We start from the raw sequence: 21915 nt of genomic DNA on the forward strand, positions 1-21915 counted from the left end.
AAGCGGAGAGAGGCACCGCAATGAAGCGCACTCGAGCGAGAGCCGCACTTGCCGCCACCTTGGTCGTGGCCGGCGGGCTCACTGCCTGTTCCACTGCCAGCAGCACCACCGACGGCACCGTCACGATCTCCATCGTGGAGTTCCAGAAGTCCCGCATCGACTCCATCAAGAAAGTTCTCCCCGGCTTCGAGGCGGAGATGAAGAAGCAGGGGAAGGACATCAAGGTCACTCTCGTGGCCGACGTCCTCACCGACGACCAGTTCAAGACCAAGCTCACCCAACAGCTCATTGCGGGGGAGGCGCCCGACGTCATCGACATGGGTGACAGCCTCGTTCCCGGCTTCGCCGGCGCCGGCTACCTGACCCCGCTCGACGACTACCTCAACGAGTGGGACGGCTGGGACCACTACTTCCCGCAGTTCAAGGAGGCGATGGTCCGCCAGGACGGGCACATCTACGCCCTCGTGCACGACACGCAGGTGCAGAACCTCTTCTACCGCAAGGACATCCTCACGGAGCTCGGCGTCGACACCAGCCAGCCGGATACCTGGGAGGACCTGATCGCTCGCCTCGTCACCCTCAAGGAGAAGACGGGCGGCACGCCGATCGTGGTCCCGGCCGGTAGCGCCTGGGGCGGAAGCACCTGGACCGAAGGGTTCCTCCCCATCCTCGGCGGCACCGATACGGACTTCTACAGCCTCGAGACAGGCAAGTGGGATCTGGAGAGCGACGGCTGGGCCGCCGTCTTCGACCTGTACGGCGAGCTCTATGCCAAGGACCTCCTCCCGGTCCAGGACCTGGAGAACCCCAACCCGTGGGAGCCGACCAAATACGTCAAGTTCCCGGCGGGCGAGATCCAGGTCGCCGCGCAGGGCACCTCGGGCTGGAAGTTCGACTGGGGCACCAACGGTGCCGCGCCCATCCCCGAACTTGAGACCAAAGTCGACACCTGGCAGTACCCGGCGCTCCAAAGTGGTGACAAGCCGTTCGGCTGGAGCGGCCTCGGCTCCAGCTTTGCCATCCCGGAGAAGTCGCAGCACAAGGACGAGGCGATGCTCCTTGCTCAGTACCTCTCGAGCGGTGAACCGCTCGCCGAACAGCTCGTCACCTCCGGAGCTGCTTCCCCCCGCGACGACCTCGCTGACGTGAAGCCCTACGCGGACGAGCCAAAGCTCCTGCAGGCGGGAGAGGACCTGGCGACCAGCGTCTACGTGCCAACCGGAGACGGTTCCGAGCAGATCGCGCAGGCGGTCGCGTCTGCCACCGAACTCATCATCTCTGGTGAGGCAGACGGCGCCCAGGCGTATGCCGCGTTCGTTGAGGACGCGACCGACCTGCTCGGCCCGAACCTGGTCAAGTAGTGTCCTCGGTCACCGAGATGCCCGTTTCGGCAGCGGCGGCAACGCGGCCGCTGCCGAAACGGCGCGGCCGATCCAACAACCGGCCGCTGCTCCTGCTCCTGCTCGGCCCGGCCGCCGTGCTGATCGTGCTGTTCATCGTCGGTCCGGCGTTGTACGGCATGTACCTCAGCTTCACCAACACCCAGCTCACCGGGTTCGCCGCCCGCGACCCGAAGTTCGTCGGTCTCGACAATTACGTCTACCTGCTGAACAACGCGGACTTCCTCGGCTCGCTCGGGCACACCGGCGAGTTCGTGCTCTACTCCGCGATCATCGGTCAGACCGTTCTCGGGATGCTTGCGGCGATCCTGCTCAGCCGGCCCTGGATGCGCGGCAAGGGAATCATCGGCGCTGCCGTCCTCATGCCGATGATCGTGCCCGAGGTGGTCGCCTCGCTGACGTGGGCGAGCGTGCTGTCCAACAACTCCTCCGGCACTCTGAACCAGCTGACAGGGATCTTCGGTGTTCCACCGACGGCCTGGCTCCAGGTGGTGCCGATGGCTTCGATCATCGTGGTCAACATCTGGCGCGGCATCGCCTTCGCCATGATCATGTTCCAGGCCGCCCTCGAGGACGTCCCGGTCGAGCTTATCGAGGCGGCCAGGATCGACGGAGCCCGTGCCATGCAGGTGTTCCGGCACGTCACGCTCCCCCTTATCCGTGGCCCGGTGTTCCTCTATCTCCTGCTGACCACGATCAGCACGGTCGGCGCCTTCGGGCTCGTCTACTTCCTCACCCAGGGAGGCCCCGGCGGTCAGACCCAGCTGGCGGCGATCTACATCTACGAACGTGCGTTGCAGTTTTCTCAGGTCGGAATCGGAAGCGCCGCTTCGATGATCCTCCTGGTCATCGTGCTGGTGCTGGGCTCGGTCTACCTACGGCTCGCGAAAGTGGAGGTGTGAGATGACGACCCTGGCCAACCGTGCTGCCTCGCCGCAGACAGCTGCTCCCGTTCGCCACACGCGGCGACGTCGCCTCACTGCGATCGATCTCGTGCAGCGGGTGCTGGGCTACACGCTCATCGTCATGCTGGCGCTCTTCTGCCTCGTACCCTTCGCGTGGGTGGTGCTGAGCGCCGTCGATGCGAATGCCGGGCCGAACGTGCAGTGGCCGACGGTCTCGATCGAGAACTTCGTGAACTTCTTCACGAACTCCGGTACCCCGCTGCTGCTGCTCAACAGCCTGATCATCGGGATCGGTGCGACGGCACTCAACCTCGTGCTCGGGCTCGCGGGCGGATATGCGCTCGCCCGCTTCCAGTTCCCCGGTCGCCGCATGTTCATGTTCAGCATTCTGCTGATCAGGGTGATCCCCGCGCCGGCCACGATCGTGGCGCTTTACCTGATCCTCGTGAAGCTGAACCTCACGAACTCACTGTGGGGGCTCATTCTCGTCGAAGCGGTGCTCCAGCTGCCGGTGACTCTCTGGTTGCTCAAGGGGACGATCTCGGCCGTGCCGATCGAGCTGGAGGAAGCAGCCTGGGTCGACGGCAGCTCTCGCTTCCAGGCGATCTGGCGGATCGTGCTGCCCCTCGCCGGACCTGGGCTCGGCGCCGCGGCGATGCTGACGTTCCTGGGCGTGTGGGGCGACTTCCTCACCCCCCTCGTGATGCTGCAGCGCCAGGAGCTCTACCCACTGTCGATCGGGCTCTTCCGCGCCTTCAGCGAGCACAACCAGGTCGACTGGGGCCTCCTCGCCGCCAGCGCGATCGTCTACGTGGCGCCGCCGGCCGTGCTGTACGTCTTCGTGCGCAAGCACCTGCTCCACTCCAGCCTCGGCGGCGCCATCAAGGGCTGAACCTCGACCTTCGGTCGCCGGGTGGCCGACGGTGTCGCTCGGCCTTGACTCTGAAAGGAACTCTTCTTGTCTTCGAACGACTGGGTCTTCATCCCGCACACGCACTGGGATCGCGAGTGGTACGAGCCCTTCCAGGTGTTCCGCTACCGCCTCGTCACGGAGCTCGACCGGCTGATCGAGACGGCGGAGCGCGATCGGGAATTTCGATTCACGCTCGACGGACAGACGGCGGCCATCCAGGACTATCTGGAGATGCGGCCCGAGAATGAGGCACGCGTGCGAGGGCTGGTCGAGTCCGGCCGACTCGCGCTGGGGCCCTGGTTGATCCTCCTCGATGAGTTCCTCTGTACCGGCGAGACGATCGTCCGCAATCTCCGGCTCGGGGTCGAGGGCGCGACGGCCCTGGGCGGCGCCATGGCGGTCGGGTACCTCCCGGACATGTTCGGGCACGTGGCCCAGATGCCTCAGATCCTCAGGCGGGCCGGGATCGAGCACGCGGCCCTCTGGCGCGGCGTCCCGGCCTCCGTCACGGGCCACAGCTTCTTCTGGCAGGCCCCGGACGGCTCGACGATCCGCACGGAGTACCTTTTCGACGGGTATGACAACGGCCTCGACGTGCTACTCGTGCCCCTCGAGATCGGCCGCGCCCTCGACGACTACGCCCAGGCGACGGAGGGGCGTTGGGGCGACGATCCGATCCTCGCGATGGCGGGGACCGACCACACTGTCCCGGATCCCCGTCTCGGCGAGTGGCTGCGGCGGGCCGCACGGCATGACCGGACGATCGTCGTCGCCACCCTCGAGGAGTACGTCTCGAGCCGCCCCGTCGATCCCTCGGCGCCGGTTGTCCACGGAGAGCTGCGAAGCCACGCCCGGGGGAACATCCTCCCGGGTGTGCTTTCGGTGCGCCGTTCGTTGAAGCAGATGATGGCCGGTGCCGAGCGGGTGGTCGATCAGGCCGAGCGCCTGGCCGCGCAATGGTCCGCGTCGAGCCCCGACGAGTTCCTCACCGTGGCCTGGCGGAAGATCATCGAGTCCACGGCGCATGACTCGGTGGTCGGATCCGGCACCGACGAGACGAGCGATCAGGTCCTGGCCCGCCTCGCGGAGGCAGGCCAGATCGGCCGTGCGGCCCGCGACGGAGTCCTAGACGGCCTCGCCGCTTCGGTGCCGACGTCGGGCTACTTCGTCGTCAACCCGTTGCCGAACCCCTGCGACGTGATGGCGGCCGTGCACGTCGAGATGCCCGACGACGGTGGAGCGCTGCGGGCCACGACCGCGGACGGCTCGGAGCTGCCGATCCAGGCGCTGACGACGGCTCCGACCGTGCTCGGCGACGAGACGATGGACGCCTCTCAGCTGGACCGGGTGCTGCGCCGCATCCACCGGCGCGAGCTCTTCGGCCGACAGATCGCCTCCTATTCCCTCGAACCCGGCACCCTCGCGTTCCGGCTGGCCGAGGTGGCTACCGAGGAGCCCTTCGACCTGCTCGAGCTGAGGAGTCACGTGGCCTCCGCGACACGTGCTCGTCCCGGCAGTTGGCGCGTCCTGACCACGACCGCCCCGGTCACGAGCGTTCTGGTCACGGTGCCCGTGGCGTCGTCGGGCATGACCGCCTTTTCCGTGGTTTCTACCGGCGGATCGATTCCCGTGCCATGCCCTGAGCAGCTCCCGGGGAGCATCTCGAACGGAGTGCTGCGCGCGAGCGTGCGGGACGATGGAACGCTCGACCTGGCTGACGGCGAAGGGGTGGTGCTGACCGGACTCGGGCGGCTCGTCGACGGCGGTGACCGGGGCGACAGCTACAACTTCGCGCCGCCCGCTGACGATCTGCTGGTCGACGTCCCGACCATCGTCACCTCCGACGTCCTCGAGGAGGGGCCGGCTCGATGGATCCTGCGGGTGGTCCGGACCTACGCCGTCCCGCTCTCCCTTGCGAGCGATCCGGATCGACGCAGCCGAGCCACGGGTCCGCTCGTCGTCGAGACGCTGGCGGAGCTTCGAGGCGGTGAGCCCTTCCTCCGCCTCACGGTGTCCTTCGTGAACGTCGCCCGGGACCATCGCACGAGGCTGCACCTTCGGCTACCGGACGCCGTCACGACGTCGGCCGCCGAAGGTCAGTTCGCCGTCACCACGCGAGGCTTGGCCGGCGAGGGAGGGTGGGGAGAATACCCGATCCCTACCTACCCTGCGACCTCCTTCATCAGCGCCGGACCGGTCACCGTGCTGCTGGATCACGCCACCGAGTACGAGTTGGTCGACGGCGGCCGCGACCTGGCGATCACCCTCCTGCGCGCCGTCGGGTCCATGAGCAGAAACCTCCATCCGCTCCGCGACGAACCCGCCGCGAGCGAGATCGCCGTGCCGGGCGCGCAGGCGTTGGGGGAGACCGTCACCGGCCGATTTGCCGTCCTCCCGTCCCGGGCAGGCTGGCATCCGGCCAAGGCCGTCCTGCTCGCCGAACGGTTCCGCAGCGAACCCCTCGTCCGCCGCGGGACCGCCTCCACGAGCACAGCGTTGCCGGCGCCCTCCACCGGTCTCAGGGTGGACGGCGACTCGGTCGCCGTCTCAAGCGTCCACCGAACGGCAGCGGGGGTCGAGCTGCGGATCGTGGCCATGGGCGACTCACCCACCATCGCCACGGTCACCGGTGACTTCACCGCCGCCACGACGGTCACGCTGCTGGGTCACCCGATCTCGGACGTCACCTCGCCTGGCCGCTTGGAGATTCCCTTGATGCCCTGGGAGATCCGGAGCGTCGTGCTCAAGGAAGGGCATTCCTCATGACGAAAGACTCAAGCGGGCCGACGGCGATTGCCTACCTCACGGACACCGGACCGAGCTCCGGCCTCCGGCGGCGTGCGCGGTCGTGGCTGCACTCGGACGCACCGGCCCTCTCGCTCGACGGTAACTGGCGGTTCCGGCTCCTGGCGGGTGCCCCGGGCACATTCGGTGGCCGGGGAGTCCTGCCCCCGGGCGAGTCGGTCGAGGGCGTCGCGGCGGTCGACTTCGACGATTCGGCCTGGGACACCCTCGCGGTGCCGTGCCACTGGGTTCTGCAGGGGGCCGGTCGCTACGGGTCTCCGATCTACACCAATGTCCAGATGCCCTTCCCGCAGGATCCGCCGAATCCGCCCGACGAGAACCCGACCGGGGACCACCGGCGGACCTTCACGCTGCCCGCCGGGTGGGTCGATCCGAACCGGAACGAGGCGGTCGTCCTCCGCTTCGACGGCGTCGAGTCGCGGTACCGGGTCTGGGTCAACGGCGAGCTGATCGGCGTCGGCGTCGGCTCACGCCTGGCGCAGGAGTTCGACGTCACGGCGGCCGTCCACGAGGGCGAGAACCTCATCGTGGTGCGCGTGCACCAGTGGTCGGCGTCGACGTACGTCGAGGACCAGGACCAGTGGTGGCTCCCGGGAATCTTCCGCAGCGTCTCCCTCCAGGCCAGGCCGATCGGGGGTCTCGAGGACGTGTGGCTCCGGGTGTCGTTCGACCGCCAGACGGGAGCCGGGATCGTCGATCCTGAGATCCGCGCCTCCGGTCGCTCGTTCCCGGTGCAGTTCCGCATCGCCGAGCTCGGCGTCGACGTCACCTGGCAATCACCGGCCGACGTAGGTCCGATCGCCGTCGGCGGGGTCGAGCCGTGGTCCGCAGAGCAGCCGCGCCTGTACGACGCGACGGTGACGAGCGGGGGAGCGGCCGAGACGATCTCGATGCGGCTCGGCTTCCGCACCGTCGAGATCGTGGGCGATCGCTTCCTGGTGAACGGCCGACGCGTCGTTCTGCACGGGATGAACCGGCACGAGACGCATCCGGATCGCGGCCGGGTCTTCGACGAGGAGTTCGCCCGTCGCGACCTCGAGATGATGAAGCGGTTCAACGTGAACGCCATCAGAACGTCTCACTACCCGCCCCACCCGCGGCTCCTCGACCTTGCCGACGAGCTCGGGCTCTGGGTGATGCTCGAGAACGACATAGAGACCCATGGCTTCCACCACGGCGGCGACCGAGACGAGTGGCTCGGGAATCCCAGCGAGGACCCCGCCTGGCGCGATGCCTACCTAGACCGGATGGAGCGGGTGGTCGAACGCGACAAGAACCACCCGAGCATCGTCATGTGGTCGCTCGGGAACGAGTCGGGCACCGGGAGCAATCTTGCGGCCATCGCGGCGTGGACGCGCGCCCGCGACGCCGGGCGGCCCATCCACTACGAAGGCGATCGCGCCGGCGACTACACCGACGTCTACTCGCGGATGTACCCGTCGATCGCCGAGACGCAGAGCATCGGGGACGACTCGACCTCGCTCTTGGACGGCAGCTCCGGGGCGGAGTCGGCACGGCAGCGGTCCAAGCCGTTCATCCTGTGCGAGTACGTCCACGCCATGGGAAACGGCCCCGGGGGAATCGACCTGTACGAGAACCTCGTGGACCGCTATCCGCGGTTGCACGGTGGTTTCGTCTGGGAGTGGCGCGATCACGGCATCCGGACCCACACCCCCGACGGCACCGAGTTCTTCGGCTACGGCGGCGACTTCGGCGAGGTGGTGCACGATGGACCGTTCTGCATGGATGGGATGGTCCTCTCCGACGACACCCCGACGCCGGGGCTCTTCGAGTTCGCGGCCGTCGTGGCGCCGATCCGCTTCTCGTTCGGACGAAGCGCGGACGGCACCCGCACCCTGACCGTCTCCAACCTCCGGCACTCGGCCGACACCTCGGACCTCACCTTCCGGTGGCGCGCTGAGCAGGATGGAGCCCGGACGGAGTCGGGCGAGCTGGCGGTGAACCTGAACGGCCGATCGCTCGAGGCCGGGGCGGCGGGCGTCGTCACCCTTCCCGCCGTCACAGCCGCGACCACGGGGGAGACGTGGCTCACCGTCGAGGCAGTGCTCGCGTCCGACGCACCATGGGCGGCCGCCGGGCACATCATCGCGGCGGCACAGCTCGACCTCACGCCGCCGACCGCGGAGGCACGCGCCGGCCGTCCGCCGGTCCCGCTCAGCACAGCAGCCGTCCATGGGGACCCCTCGGGTGTCGTCGACCTCGGGCCGGCCACCTTCGTCGACGGCCGGCTCGTCGGGCTCGCAGGCCTGCCCGTGTCGGGCCCTCAGCTCGAGCTCTGGCGCGCTCCGACAGACAACGATGGCGGCTCCCACCTGGGCAGCTACGACCTCGGTGACCCGATGGCGGGCCGCGGGCTCTCCGTCGAGGCGCCCTCGTATGCGTCCACATGGCGACGGGCTGGTCTTGACAGGCTCGTGCGACGGGTCGTGGAGGTCTCGCTCCTCGAGTCGCAGATGCGGATCCGCACGCGCTACGGCGCTGCCGACACCAGGCCCGCCGTGAGCCTTGAGGAGACCTGGAGCTTCGAGGGGAATGACCTCTGGCTGCGCCTCGACATCGAGCCCACGTCGCGGTGGGACCTCATCTGGCCCCGCATCGGCGTGCGATTCGACCTGCCCCGATCCGTGGACGAAGCGTCGTGGTTCGGCACCGGACCGGGCGATTCGTACCCGGACTCTCGGCGAGCGGTTCGGGTCGGCCGGTTCTCGGGCTCGACCGACGACCTCACGGTCCGGTACGCCCGGCCGCAGGAGAGCGGCCACCGGAGCGACCTCCGGTCCCTGACGCTGTCCACCGGCGGTGCCCCGTGGCTGACTGTCGATGCCGTTCCGGACGGCAGGGGACGGCGACCTGGCTTCACCCTCGCCCGCCACACCGCTCAGGAGGTCGATCGGGCGCGGCACCCGCACGAGCTCCCGGAGCCTACGGCGTCCTACCTCTACCTTGACGCCGCTCAGAACGGGCTCGGATCGCGGGCGTGCGGACCGGACGTCTGGCCCGACGCACTGCTGCGGCCGGAGGCCAGGTCGCTCGTCCTCAAGTTCACCGCCTGATCGCCACGACTTGAGAGCGGATGCTCCACGTCGCAATGAAGTCGCAATGAAGGAGTCCCATGCCTGAAGCACGCCAGAAGAACAAGCTCACGCAGATCGAAGAGCGCATCAGGCGATTCGTCGGCGAGCGGATCGAGCCCCAGCTGTATCGCGCCCGGGTCCCGATGGACGTCACCCACCGCGTCGTCGGGGGGGAGCCGGTTTCGTTCGAGGTAGGAACGTCCGGAGAGTTCGCACCCCTTCCCGTCGGGTCGGAGTGGGGCCGGGCGTGGGACACGGTCTGGCTGCATGTTCGCGCGACCGTGCCCGCGACGTGGGGGAATGGGACAGCGATCCGTGTTGGGACAAAGCTTGAGGCAGTCATCGACCTGGGCTTCACGGAGGCCGGGCCCGGTTTCCAAGCGGAGGGCATGGCGTTCTCGCTGCAGGGAGAACCGCTCAAGGGACTCTCGCCATGGAACCACTACGTGCCGCTTTCGGGCGATGCCGGCGAATCCGTTGATCTTTGGGTCGAGGCGGCGGCGAACCCGAATGTCGCTGGGTCGGACGTCGTCAACTTCACCCCGACTCCGCTTGGACTATGGGAGACGGCGGGCGAGCAGCTGCGCTATCGCCTAAAGGTCGCCGACATCGCCCTTCTCGATGAAGAGGTGTACGAACTTGTCCAAGACATCACCGTTCTCACCGGCGTCATGGAGGAGGCGGCCAGCACGAGCCCTCGGCGCTGGCGCATCGCCGGAGCACTCGAACGGATGATCAACGTCCTCGATCCCGACGACATCTCCGGAACCGCCGCGGCGGGCCGGGCCGAACTGCGCGCGGAGCTCGACAAGCCGGCCAACGCCAGTGCTCACACCGTGTACGCCACCGGGCACGCGCACATCGACTCGGCCTGGCTCTGGCCGCTGCGTGAAACGGTCCGGAAGTGTGCACGGACCTTCTCGAACGTCCTCGCGCTCATGGACACCGATGACGACTTCATCTTCACCTGCTCGTCGGCCCAGCAGTTCGCCTGGATCAAGCAGTTCTACCCCGCTCTGTTCGAACGTATCCGCAAGCGGGTCGCGGAGGGTCGGTTCGTACCTGTCGGCGGAATGTGGGTCGAATCGGACACGAACATCCCGTCGGGTGAGTCTCTCGTCCGGCAGTTCACGTTCGGCCAGCGCTTCTTCGCCGAGGAGTTCGGCGTCCAGTGCGAGGAGGTGTGGCTTCCAGACAGCTTCGGCTACTCCGGAGCACTGCCGCAGATCGCCGTCGGCGCCGGGGCTAGGTGGTTCTTCACGCAGAAACTGTCGTGGAATCGCGTCAACCGTATGCCGCACAACACGTTCCGCTGGGAGGGTCACGACGGCTCGACCCTGTTCGCGCACATGCCGCCGATCGAGACGTACAACGCCCAGCTCTCGGCCGCTGAGCTCGGCTATGCGGAAAATGGGTTCGCCGACCACCTGTCGAGCTCGATGTCCCTCGCGCCGTTCGGCTGGGGAGACGGTGGAGGTGGGCCCACCCGGGAGATGGTGGCGGCCGCGAGGAGGTCCGCGAGTCTCGAGGGGATCCCCCGGGTGACGATGAGCTCGCCCGCCACGTTCTTCGCGGCAGCGGAGGCCGAGAATCCGGAGCCGGCGATCTGGAAGGGGGAGATGTACCTCGAGCTGCACCGGGGCACCTACACCTCCCAGGCGCGGACGAAGAAGGGCAACAGGCTGTGCGAATCGCTTCTTCGCGAAGCGGAGCTGTGGGCCGCGACTGCGGCCGTTCGCACCGGCAGCGCGTACCCGTCCGAGGTCTTTGACGAGGCGTGGCGAAGCGTCCTGCTTCTTCAGTTCCACGACATTCTTCCGGGGAGCTCGATCGCCTGGGTGCACCACGAAGCGGAGGAGACCCATGCCCGGGTGGCGGCGACCCTGCGCGCCTCGATCGATGCATCGCTCGCAGCGCTCGCCGGCGAGGGGAATCAGCTCCTGCGCTTCAACGCCGCGCCGATGCCATTCGAGGGGATCGCGGCGCTCGGCGCAGGTGCCCGCCGCCCGCTCGCCAACACGCCCGTCGTGCTTGAGCGGCGTGAATCGTCCATCGTGATCTCCAACGAGCAGTTGCGCGTGGTCATCGACGAACACGGCCTGCTGGTCGCTCTGGACGACCTCCGCAACGACCGGAGCCTGTTCACCCCTGACCGTCCGGGCAACCTCCTCCAGATCCATCGGGATCTCCCGACCGAGTGGGACGCTTGGGATCTCGACGACCACTATCGCCAGACCGTAACCGACCTGGATTCCGTTGCCGAGGTCACTATCGCGACAGCCGACGAAACGTCGGTGACCGTGGTCGTTCGGCGTAGCTTCAACGACTCGACGTTCGAGCAGCGGATCACGGTGTCCCGAGACAGCGACACGGTCTCGATCGAGACTGACGTCGAGTGGAACGAGCGCGAGAAGGTCCTCAAGCTCGCATTCCCGCTCCGGCTGGATGCGTTGGAGTCGACGTCAGAGACCCAGTTCGGGCACGTCGCGCGGCCGACGACGACCAACACGAGCTGGGAAGAGGCGAAGTACGAGATCTGCGCGCACCGCTGGTTGCACGTGCGCGAAGGTGCCTACGGCGTCGGCGTCGCCAACGCGACGGTCTATGGCCACGACGTCGTCCGCGACCGCGACCGCAGCGGACCGATGACAGTGGTCCGCGAGACCTTGCTCCGCAGCCCCCTGTTCCCCGACCCAGAAGCCGACCAGGGCAAGCATTCGTTCGTCACCGTGCTTGCGCCTGGCGCCGACATCCTCCGAACGGTGTCACTCGGCTACGAGGTGACCTTCCCCCTGCGCGAGCTCCTCGGGCACGCCGACGTGGAGCCTCTCGTGCGCATCGACGGAGAAGGTGTCGTGGTCGAGACGGTCAAATTGGCCGACGACGGAAGTGGCGACGTCGTCGTTCGCCTTTACGAGTCGCTCGGCCGTCGCGGCCTCGCTTCTGTTCAGGGCAACTTCGTCTACTCGGCCGTGCTGCGAACAGATCTACTCGAAAAGCCCCTCACCGATGCGTCTCAATCGGAATCTCTCACCGCACCCGACATATTGCGGCCCTTCGAGCTCGTCACGCTGCGATTTGTTCGAGCAGACAATCCAGAGGGGGGATTCTGAGAAGAGCGCACGAAGCGGATGGCGGCCCGGACCAAGTCCCGAGCCGCCTTCTCGGCTACCTGGGTCGTCAGGTGGTCCGGAAGGTGCGCTTGGCGAGGCCGATGGACTAGCCGGCGATGAGCACGGTCGCGGCCGCCGGTGCCCGAGGCGAGCGCCGGCCGCAATCTCGTGGGCAGCGGACCCGGTCGGCCGCCACGACGAGCGAGTCGAAGGTTCGGGGACGTCAGCGCCCCCGCATCTTGGCGGCCTATCGCGCACCGGTAAGGTCCGCAGGGCGGTTCCCGGTGCCGCTTGCCGAGCGGGCGGTCGCTGCTCTCCGGGTACACGACGTCGCGTTCATCCTCGAAGCGCCGGACGCGCTCTAGGGCGGAGTCGGCGTGGCCATCGAAGGCGCGGACCCACGGGTTCTCGCCGTGGCCGACCGGGTCGCCGCCGACCCCGAGCGGGCGGATCTGGTCCACGCGTTCACTGAGCTCGGGCTGATCTGAGTGGACCGACGGGTCGGTGGCGCCACGGTGTCAGCGCCGCGGCCACCGCCCCCGTCGGCACCCGAGCCAGCCACACAGCGCGGTGATCGCGGCGGACCGCCTCCTGCGGGGGAGCAGCTACGGGGCTGGGACGATGATGTCGCGGACGAGGGCGTCCAGGTCCGCGTCGGCGGCGAGGAACTGCCGCAGCGTCGTGCTGCACGACCCGAAGTTCTCGAACTCCTCGATCGTCATGCCGTCGACTTCGAAGGCTCGGACGAAGTCGGGGATCTTCTCCAGGGCCTCCAGGATGCGGGAGTCGACCTGCTTGTTGATCCGCGAGACCGGCTCGATGCCGCTCGAGTTGAACTTCTGCTGCCACGCGAACGGCGGCGAGACGACGAGGTCGCCGCCGATGAGCTCGCTCCACTGCATGTGGTTGCGGAATGCCGCTGACAGTATCCGGCTGCGGTAGCCGCGCTCGGTGAACACCTGGTAGCCGCGTTTGAGGGCTGCGACGCCGGCCCACTCGAGGTAGCCCGGGTCGATGGTGAGCTTGTCCCGGGTGACGACCTTCTTGAGCCAGTCGTCCAGGCGCCCGCCCATGATCGTCACGACTGGTCCCATCCGGGTGACGTCTAGGCCCTCGGCCTCGCGGCGGATCAGGGCGCGTTCGATGGCCTCGCCGACGGCGACCGCCTGCGGCACCGTGAAGGAGACCGTGGCGTTGATGCTGACGCCACGGTATGTCGCCTCTTCCATCGCCGCGATGCCGGTCTTCGTGGCGGGGATCTTCACGATGATGTTCTTCGCGAGGGCGTCGAACTCGACGGCCTGGGCCACGAGGGCGTCCTTGTTGCGGTGCAGGCGCGGGTTGGTCTGGACCGAGACGCGACCGTTGCGACCGGCGTACTTCTCGAAGATCGGCTCGAGCAGCTTCGCGGCCTCGACCGTCATGTCCTTGACGGCCTGCCAACCGATCTCGGCCTCGCCCGCCGTGGGCATCCGCTCGGCGATCTCGCGGATGCGCGGCCCCCAGATCTCCGGGTGCTTCTTGATCGTGGTGTAGGCGATCACCGGGTTGCACGTCGCGCCTACGCAGCCCCACCGCATCGACTGAGTGAGCTCCAGCGGGTCGGCGGAGTCGTTCCACAGGACGGTCGGCGTGGTCTGAGTCATCGCCAGGAGCGGTGAGTCGGCGATCGGGTTCGTGGGCTGGGGCTGGGGCTCGGTCAGGGTCTGGGTCACGTGATCTCCCGGGGTGGGTCGGCAATCCCGGATCGTGACGCTCCTCGGTGAGCGAGCGGGGCCGAAAGAACTAGTAAAGCCCTCGTCCCGAGGGCTGTCAACCGTATGTCCTGACAATCGAACAAATGATAGAATCCTGGTTTCCACGACCACCCCTGCACTGCCCCCAGGAGGACCACCATGCCGCTTGTCCGCATCGATCTGCAGCAGGGCCGGTCCGCCATCGAGGTCCGCGCGATCGCCGACGCCGTCCAGGACGTCATGCTCGCGGTGTTCGCGGCGCCCGTGGGCGATCGCTACCAGATCATCACGGAGCACCCCCGCGGTCACCTCATCGCCGAGGGCTCCGGGATTGGGATCGAACGCAGCGACGAGCTCGTGATCATCCAGGTATTCCACCAGGGTCGCACCACCGAGCAGAAGACCGCGGCCTACGCAGGCCTGTTCCGCATCCTCGCCGAGCGGACCGGGCTGGCGTCCGGTGACCTGATCGTCTCGATGGTGGAGAACACGAAGGAGGACTGGAGCTTCGGTGCGGGTCGCGCGCAGTTCCTCACCGGCGAGCTCTAGCCCGACCGGAGCCTTCGTCTATGGTGCAGGACGGCGGCCGCCTGCCCGCGGGGCGGCCGCGGCGCGCTACTGCGCGAACAGCGTGGTCGAGAAGCTGTAGCGCGAGGCCCGGTACACGTGGACCCCGTGCTCGATCGCCCGGCCGGCGGCGTCGTAAGCGGTGCGCTCCATCGTCAGCAGTGCGGCTTTCGGCTTCTCCTCCAGGATGCGGGCCTCGGCTGCCGTGGCGATGCGGGCCCCGATGTGCTGCTGTGCCATGTGCACCTCGATCGCTCGCGTGCGCAGGGCGGCGTAGAGACCGAGCTCTGTGAGCTCGTCGTAGGTCGGGGCGATCTCGAGCGACAGCTGGTTCGTCATCAGTGCGAGGGGCTCGCCGTCGGCGAACCGCAGGCGTCGCACGGTGACGACCTCGGCGTCGGCCGGGATCTCGAGGAGGTCGGTGATCTCGGGGGTCCCGGGACCGACGGAGTACTCGAGCACCTTCGTGGTCGGCGTGCGGCCGCTTCCGGCCAGGTCGTCGAAAAGGCTCGTGAGGTCGACCTTGCGGCGCACCCGGACCGGTGCGACCTGGGTCCCGACGCCGCGCTTGCGCACGAGCATGCCCAGCTCGACGAGCTCCTGCAGGGCGCGTCGCGCCGTCGGACGCGACACCCGCAGCCTGCCGGCGAGCGCGATCTCGTTCTCCAGCCGCGCCCCCGGTGCGAGCTCTCCGGTCTCGATGCTCTTCTCGATCGCTTTGGCCATCTGGTGGTACAGCGGTACCGGGCTCGACCTGTCGAGGTCGATCCGCAGCATCCTCGCTGTGTCGCTGGACATGTTCCTCGAATCTCTGGTTGACCGAACAAACGGGTGTGCCGTGCGTGCCTAGGGACATCATTGCCGAACTCAAGGACCGGCGTGAGGCCTGCGAGGCCGCGTCGCGTGCGGCCCTCGGCTCGAATGCTGTCAAGCCTACGTGATGTCAGAATGTTAGGACAAAGATTTGACGTTGGGCTTGGTTGTAGTGCAGAGTCCTCCGTGAGGCAATGGTGAGGCGCAGATCGAGCCGATCAGCGCGAACCACCATCGCCCCGCTCGCCCAGCCGGGCGATCCCCAACGACGAGGAAAACCAGGAGACGCTGTGCTGCCACAGGTAGAGGTCGTCACCATCGGCCGGTCAGGGGTGGACATCTACCCCCTGCAGACCGGGGTCGGTCTGGAGGACGTCGAGACGTTCGGGAAGTTCCTCGGCGGCAGCCCGACCAACGTCGCCGTCGCCGCCGCGCAGCTCGGCCGCTCGGCCGCGGTCCTCACCGGGGTCGGTGCCGACTCGTTCGGCCGGTTCGTGCGCCGCGAGATGGTGCGGCTCGGCGTGTCTGACGAGTTCGTGATCACGACGCCTCAGTTCGCCACCCCGGTCACCTTCTGCGAGATCTTCCCGCCGGACGACTTCCCGCTGTACTTCTACCGCCAGCCGAGCGCTCCCGACCTGCAGCTGCGCGCGGAGGACCTCCCGATGAGCACCATCCAGGACGCCAAGCTGTTCTGGGTGAGCCTCACGGGACTGTCCGAGGAACCGAGCCAAAGGGCGCACCACGCAGCGCTCGCGGTCCGCAACGGTGCCCGGCACACGGTGCTCGACCTCGACTATCGGCCGATGTTCTGGGCCAGCGCAGCCGAGGCGACCGACCAGGTCCGCCAGTGCTTGGAGAAGGTCACTGTTGCGGTGGGCAATCGTGAGGAGTGCGAGATCGCCGTGGGCGAGACCGAGCCCGACCGCGCGGCCGATGCGCTGCTTGAGGCGGGTGTTGAGATCGCGATCGTCAAGCAGGGCCCGAAAGGGACGCTGGCCAAGACCCACGACGAGCGCATCGTCGTGCCCCCCACCCCCATCGAGGTCGTCAACGGCCTCGGTGCCGGTGACGCGTTCGGCGGGTCCCTGTGCCACGGCCTGCTCAGCGGCTGGTCGCTCGAGCGGATCGTCGCCGGCGCGAGCGCGGCCGGCGCGATCGTGGCCTCGCGGCTCGAGTGCTCGACCGCGATGCCGACCGAGGACGAGGTTGAGGCCGTCCTTGCCGGCACCCCCGTCGCCGAGCTGCAGCGCTCGCAGATCAGGAGCCCGCGATGACCGCCATCGGCCAGATCGTCCAGGTCCGCGCGCACGAGCCACAGCGCATCGCGGCCGCCCTGCGCGACCGTGTCCGGGGCGCGATGCCGACGGATCCGGATGCCAAGCTCATGATCATCGCGGCCGACCACCCGGCCCGCGGCGCGCTCGCGGCCGGCGCGGACCCGATGGCCATGGCCGACCGGGGCGACCTCCTGGGCCGATGCGTCGAGGCGCTGTCCCGACCGGGGGTGCACGGGTTCCTCGGCACGGCGGACATGATCGAGGACCTCGCCCTCCTCGGGGCGCTCGACGGGAAGCTCGTGCTCGGCTCCATGAACCGCGGTGGCCTCGCCGGCGCCCGGTTCGAGCTCGACGACCGCTTCACCGGCTACGACGCGCGGGGGGTCGTCGCGGCGGGGCTGGACGGCGGGAAGATGCTGCTGCGCCTCGACTATGACGACCCGGCCACGATCCGGACCCTCGAAGCGTGCGCTCACGGCGTCGACGAGCTCGCCGATGCTGGCCTGATGGCGATGGTCGAGCCATTCATCTCGGGTCGGGTGGACGGTCGTGTCCGCAACGACCTCACGCCCGACGCCGTCATCCGCTCGATCGCGATCACGTCCGGCCTGGGCCGCACGTCGGCCTACACCTGGCTCAAGCTGCCGTGCGTGCCCGAGATGGAGCGGGTCATGGCGGCGTCGACCATGCCGGCCCTCATCCTCGGCGGCGAGGTGTCCGACGACGCCGACGCTGCGCTCGTCGGCTGGGCGAAGGCTCTCGCGATCCCCGCTGTCAAGGGGCTCGTGATCGGCCGATCCCTGCTGTACCCGCCCGGTGGCGACGTCGCCGCGGCCGTCGACAACGCGGTCGGTCTGCTGTGAACCCGCTCGTGATCCGCGCCGGCGAGACCGCGCACGACGACGTCGCGGTCGACGTGACCCCCGAGCGCGCCGGCTGGACCTTCAGCGGCCTGCGCGTGATCGAGCTGGCCGCTGGCCGGAGCCACTCGCTTGCGACGGGCCCCGACGAGGCCCTCGTCCTGCCGCTGGCGGGGAGCTGCGCGGTCACGGTGGCGGGGACGACCTACGAGCTCGTCGGCCGCCCGGACGTGTTCACTGCGGTCACTGACTACCTGTACCTGCCTCGCGACACGGTCGCGACCCTGACCTCGGCGGCCGGCGGGCGCTTCGCCGTCCCGACGACGCGGGCGAGCCGCCGCCTCGAGGTGTCCTACCGGCCGGCGTCCGACGTCGTCGTCGGCCTGCGCGGCGCGGGCAGCGCGTCGCGGCAGGTCAACAACTACGCACTGGGCAACGACCTGGAGACCGACCACCTGCTCGTGTGCGAGGTGCTCACGCCCGGGGGCAACTGGTCGTCCTACCCGCCGCACAAGCACGACGAGCACTCCGAGACCGAGCGAAAGCTCGAGGAGATCTACTACTTCGAGGTCCAGCCGGGTCCAGACGGGCCGGGCTTCGCGTTCCACCGGACCTACGCGAGCGGCGCCCGCCCGATCGACCTGTCCGAGGAGGTCCGCAGCGGCGACGTCGTCCTGACACCGAACGGCTACCACGGACCGTCGATGGCGGCACCGGGCTACGACCTGTACTACCTCAACGTCATGGCCGGCCCGGCCCAGGACGGGGCCTGGCTGATGAGCGACGACCCGGCCCACCACTGGATCCGCGAGACCTGGGACTCCCAGGTGGTCGACCCCCGGCTCCCCATGACCGCATCCGTTCCTTCCTCCGCCACTCCCGTCACCACGAAGGACACCCAGTGAGCAACGACGCCACGACTCCTGCCGACGGAACGGTCCACCTGACCGTCGGCCAGGCCCTGGTCCGCTTCCTCGCGAACCAGTTCAGCGAGCGCGACGGGGTCGAGCAGCGCCTCGTCCCGGGCGCGTTCGGCATCTTCGGCCACGGCAACGTGGCCGGCGTCGGGCAAGCCCTGCTGCAGAACGAGGTCGACCCGGCCGACGGCGAGAACCGCCTCAAGTACTACCTCGCCCGCAACGAGCAGGGCATGGTGCACGCCGCGGTCTCCTACGCCCGCACCCGCAACCGGTTGCAGGCGTTCGCGTGCACAGCCTCGATAGGACCCGGGTCGCTCAACATGGTCACCGGCGCCGCGCTGGCCACGGTCGACCGGATCCCGGTGCTGATCCTGCCGTCGGACATCTTCGCGACCCGCGTGCCGGACCCGGTGCTCCAGCAGCTGGAGGATCCGCGCAGCCTGGACATCTCCGTCAACGACGCCTTCAAGCCGGTCTCGCGGTTCTGGGACCGCATCAACCGCCCCGAGCAGCTGATCCCGAGCGCGCTGGCGGCGATGCGGGTGCTCACCGACCCGGCCGAGACCGGCGCGGTGACGATCTGCCTGCCGCAGGACGTCCAGGCCGAGGCGTTCGACTGGCCGTCCGAGTTCTTCCGCAAGCGCGTCTGGCACGTGGCCCGGCCCGCACCCGAGGCCGCCGCGATCGCCCGCGCCGTGGCCGTCATCCGGTCCGCGAAGAAGCCGCTGCTGATCGCCGGCGGCGGGGTCATCTACTCCGAAGCCTCCGCCGCGCTGGCAGCATTCGCCGACGCGACCGGCATCCCGGTCGCCGACACCCAGGCAGGCAAGGGCGCGATCAGCTTCGAGCACCCCGCCTCCGTCGGCGGCATCGGCTCCACCGGAAACGACGCAGCGAACGCGCTCGCCGCGCAGGCCGACGTCGTCATCGGGGTGGGCACGCGGTACTCCGACTTCACCACGGCGAGCCACACGGTGTTCCGCAACCCGGACGTGAAGTTCGTCAACCTCAACGTGCTCGCGTTCGACGCCGCGAAGCACTCCGCCGAAATGGTCGTCACCGACGCCCGCGCCGGACTCGAGGCCATCACCGCGGCGCTCGCGGGCTACCGCGTCGGGACCGACTTCGCGGCCGAGGTCGGCACCCGGGTTGCCGCGTGGGCGACGGTCACTGACGAGTGCTACGACCGGGGCAACGCCCCGCTGCCCGCGCAGACCGAGGTGTTCGGGGCGCTCAACGAGCTCATGAGTGACGACGACATCCTCATCAACGCCGCCGGGTCCATGCCCGGCGACCTGCAGGCACTGTGGCGCGCGCGCAGCCCGAAGCAGTACCACCTCGAGTACGGCTTCTCCTGCATGGGGTACGAGATCCCCGCCGCGATGGGTGCCAAGCTCGCCGCCCCGGACAGCGAGGTCGTCGCCATCGTCGGCGACGGCACGTACCAGATGCTGCCGCAGGAGATCGCGACGATCGTGAGCGAGAACCTCAAGGTCATCCTCGTGCTGCTCCAGAACCACGGCTTCGCCTCGATCGGCGGCCTGTCGGAGTCCCGCGGCTCGCAGCGTTTCGGCACGAACTACCGCATGCGCGACGACGCCTCCGACCGCCTCGACGGGGCGAACGTGCCGATCGACCTGGCCGGCAACGCCCGGAGCTTCGGCGCCGACGTGCTCGAGGTGCACGGGATCGACGAGTTCAAGATCGCCTTTGCCAAGGCGGTCGCGTCCCCGCGCACGACCCTCATCTACATCGAGACCGACCTCTACGGGCCCAACCCGCCCGCTTCCGCGTGGTGGGACGTGGCGGTCTCCCAGACCTCCCGCCTGCCCAGCACCCAACAGGCCTACCTCGAGTACCTGCAGCAGAAATCTTCCCAGCGCCACTACCTCTGACCGATTCGACCTGAGCAGAAGGACAACTAGCGATGACGATCACGCAAGAAGCACCCACCCCCGCCACCGGCACGGCGCCGACCGCGACGGTCAAGCACTGGATCAACGGCCAGGAGACCGCGGGCGCGACGGGCCTGACCCAGCCGATCTACAACCCGTCGACCGGCGAGGTATCCGGGCACGTCGCCCTCGGCGACGCCGGCACAGTGGCCGAGGCGGTGGCCGCCGCCCAGGCCGCGCAGAAGACCTGGGGCCGGATGTCGCTCGCGAAGCGCACCACGATCCTGTTCAAGATGCGCGAACTCATGCTCACCCACGACCTCGAGCTCGGGCAGATCATCTCCGCCGAGCACGGCAAGACCGTCGAAGACGCCCGCGGCGAGATCGCCCGCGGCCGCGAGACGATGGAGTTCGTCTGCGGCATCAACCAGGCCTCCAAGAGCGAGTTCAGCTCGGACGCCTCGACCGGCGTGGACGTGCACACCCTGCGCCAGCCGCTCGGCGTCGTTGCCGGCATCACCCCGTTCAACTTCCCGGCCATGGTGCCGCTGTGGATGCACCCGGTCGCCATCGCCGCCGGCAACGCATTCATCCTCAAGCCGTCCGAGCGTGACCCGTCCGCGTCGATCTTCGTCGCCAAGCTGTACCAGGAGGCCGGCCTGCCCGACGGCGTCTTCAACGTCGTCCAGGGCGGCAAGGTGGCCGTGGACGCGATCCTCGAGAACGACGGCATCGCGGCGGTGTCCTTCGTCGGCTCCACCCCGATCGCGAAGTACGTGCAGCAGAAGGCCATCGCGAACGGCAAGCGCGCCCAGGCTCTGGGCGGGGCGAACAACCACGCCATCGTCATGCCCGACGCGAACATCACCTTCGCTGCCTCCCAGATCTCCTCCGGGGCCTTCGGCTCCGCCGGCGAGCGCTGCATGGCCCTGCCGGTCGCCGTCGTCGTCGGTGACGCCGCCGAGCCGCTGATCGCCGCTCTCAAGCTCGAGGCCGAGAAGCTCAAGGTCGGCCCCGGCAACGCGGCCGACACCGACATGGGCCCGGTCATCACCCCGGCCTCCCGCCAGCGCGTGCTGGACTTCACCACCGAGGCGATCGACGCCGGCGCGCGGGCGATCGTCGACGGCCGCGACCTCGTCGTCGAGGGCTTCGAGAACGGGTTCTACGTCGGCCCGACCATCCTCGACAACGTCACCACCGACCTGCGCGCCTACTGCGACGAGGTCTTCGGGCCCCTCCTGGTCGTCATGCGGGTCGACACGTACGAGCAGGCCATCGAGCTGGTCAACTCCTCGCCGTTCGGCAACGGCGCGGCGATCTTCACCAGCTCGGGCGAGGTCGCGCGCGCGTTCTCGGTCGACGTCGAGGCAGGCATGGTCGGCATCAACGTCCCGATCCCGGTCCCCGTCGGCTACTTCTCCTTCGGCGGCTGGAAGGACTCGCTGTTCGGCGACCACCACGCCCACGGCCCCGAGGGCTTCCGGTTCTACACCAAGGCCAAGGTCGTCACGACCCGCTGGCCCCACCAAGCCACGGCCGCTGCCGCGAGCATGAGCTTCCCCGGCAACGACTGAGTCCCGCAGCAAAACCAGGTGCGTGAAAGCCGGCGA

Annotated in this window: 14 protein-coding genes; 12 read left to right on the forward strand and 2 right to left on the reverse strand. The window is 68.6% G+C overall.

What is annotated here, in order from left to right:
- The first annotated feature begins 20 nt into the window (after positions 1-20).
- The 6 genes from EUA98_RS13485 (at position 21) to EUA98_RS13510 (ending at position 12231) form a co-directional block, all read left to right on the forward strand.
- Positions 21-1361 (forward strand): ABC transporter substrate-binding protein, encoded by a 1341-nt coding sequence (locus EUA98_RS13485; protein WP_130103208.1) that lies wholly within the window; start codon positions 21-23, stop codon positions 1359-1361.
- 17 nt (positions 1362-1378) lie between these two features.
- Positions 1379-2302: a carbohydrate ABC transporter permease gene (locus EUA98_RS13490; protein WP_130103209.1), complete on the forward strand. Its 924-nt coding sequence runs from the start codon at positions 1379-1381 to the stop codon at positions 2300-2302.
- 1 nt (position 2303) lies between these two features.
- Positions 2304-3197, forward strand: a complete 894-nt coding sequence (locus EUA98_RS13495) for a carbohydrate ABC transporter permease (RefSeq protein WP_130103210.1) — start codon at positions 2304-2306, stop codon at positions 3195-3197.
- Positions 3198-3263: 66 nt separating this feature from the next.
- Complete coding sequence (locus tag EUA98_RS13500; protein ID WP_130103211.1) at positions 3264-5984, forward strand: glycoside hydrolase family 38 N-terminal domain-containing protein; 2721 nt, start codon at positions 3264-3266, stop codon at positions 5982-5984.
- Complete coding sequence (locus tag EUA98_RS13505) at positions 5981-9097, forward strand: glycoside hydrolase family 2 TIM barrel-domain containing protein (RefSeq protein WP_130103212.1); 3117 nt, start codon at positions 5981-5983, stop codon at positions 9095-9097. The genes EUA98_RS13500 and EUA98_RS13505 overlap by 4 nt, the downstream gene beginning before the upstream one ends.
- 59 nt (positions 9098-9156) lie before the next feature.
- Complete coding sequence (locus EUA98_RS13510) at positions 9157-12231, forward strand: alpha-mannosidase (RefSeq protein ID WP_130103213.1); 3075 nt, start codon at positions 9157-9159, stop codon at positions 12229-12231.
- A 605-nt stretch (positions 12232-12836) separates the two neighbouring features.
- Here EUA98_RS13510 and EUA98_RS13520 read toward each other — a convergent pair.
- Positions 12837-13946: a transaldolase family protein gene (locus EUA98_RS13520; protein WP_350339503.1), complete on the reverse strand. Its 1110-nt coding sequence runs from the start codon at positions 13944-13946 to the stop codon at positions 12837-12839.
- 180 nt (positions 13947-14126) lie between these two features.
- On the opposite strand from EUA98_RS13520, the gene EUA98_RS13525 reads away from it, so the two are divergent.
- Entirely contained in the window at positions 14127-14516 is a 390-nt protein-coding gene (locus tag EUA98_RS13525) for a tautomerase family protein (protein WP_130103214.1), read from the forward strand.
- A 66-nt stretch (positions 14517-14582) separates the two neighbouring features.
- Here the strand turns inward: EUA98_RS13525 and EUA98_RS13530 are convergent, their stop codons facing one another.
- Positions 14583-15332: a GntR family transcriptional regulator gene (locus tag EUA98_RS13530; protein ID WP_130103215.1), complete on the reverse strand. Its 750-nt coding sequence runs from the start codon at positions 15330-15332 to the stop codon at positions 14583-14585.
- Positions 15333-15637: 305 nt separating this feature from the next.
- On the opposite strand from EUA98_RS13530, the gene iolC reads away from it, so the two are divergent.
- The 5 genes from iolC to EUA98_RS13555 are packed head-to-tail and all read left to right on the forward strand — an operon-like array spanning position 15638 to position 21879.
- Positions 15638-16624 (forward strand): 5-dehydro-2-deoxygluconokinase, encoded by a 987-nt coding sequence (gene iolC / locus EUA98_RS13535; protein WP_434063498.1) that lies wholly within the window; start codon positions 15638-15640, stop codon positions 16622-16624.
- On the forward strand, positions 16621-17490 hold the full coding sequence (locus tag EUA98_RS13540; RefSeq protein WP_130103217.1) for a Cgl0159 family (beta/alpha)8-fold protein: 870 nt from the start codon (positions 16621-16623) through the stop codon (positions 17488-17490). Before iolC ends, EUA98_RS13540 begins: the two co-directional genes overlap by 4 nt.
- The gene (gene iolB, locus EUA98_RS13545) at positions 17487-18392 is read left to right on the forward strand and encodes a 5-deoxy-glucuronate isomerase (RefSeq protein WP_130103218.1); all 906 of its coding nucleotides are present in this window, start codon (positions 17487-17489) and stop codon (positions 18390-18392) included. Before EUA98_RS13540 ends, iolB begins: the two co-directional genes overlap by 4 nt.
- Positions 18389-20302 (forward strand): 3D-(3,5/4)-trihydroxycyclohexane-1,2-dione acylhydrolase (decyclizing), encoded by a 1914-nt coding sequence (iolD, locus tag EUA98_RS13550; RefSeq protein ID WP_130103219.1) that lies wholly within the window; start codon positions 18389-18391, stop codon positions 20300-20302. The genes iolB and iolD overlap by 4 nt, the downstream gene beginning before the upstream one ends.
- Positions 20303-20334: 32 nt before the next feature.
- Complete coding sequence (locus tag EUA98_RS13555) at positions 20335-21879, forward strand: CoA-acylating methylmalonate-semialdehyde dehydrogenase (RefSeq protein WP_130103220.1); 1545 nt, start codon at positions 20335-20337, stop codon at positions 21877-21879.
- The last annotated feature ends 36 nt before the right edge of the window (positions 21880-21915 follow it).

The organism is Pengzhenrongella frigida (assembly GCF_004168625.1).
In the GTDB taxonomy this organism is placed as follows: Bacteria; Actinomycetota; Actinomycetes; order Actinomycetales; family Cellulomonadaceae; genus Pengzhenrongella; species Pengzhenrongella frigida.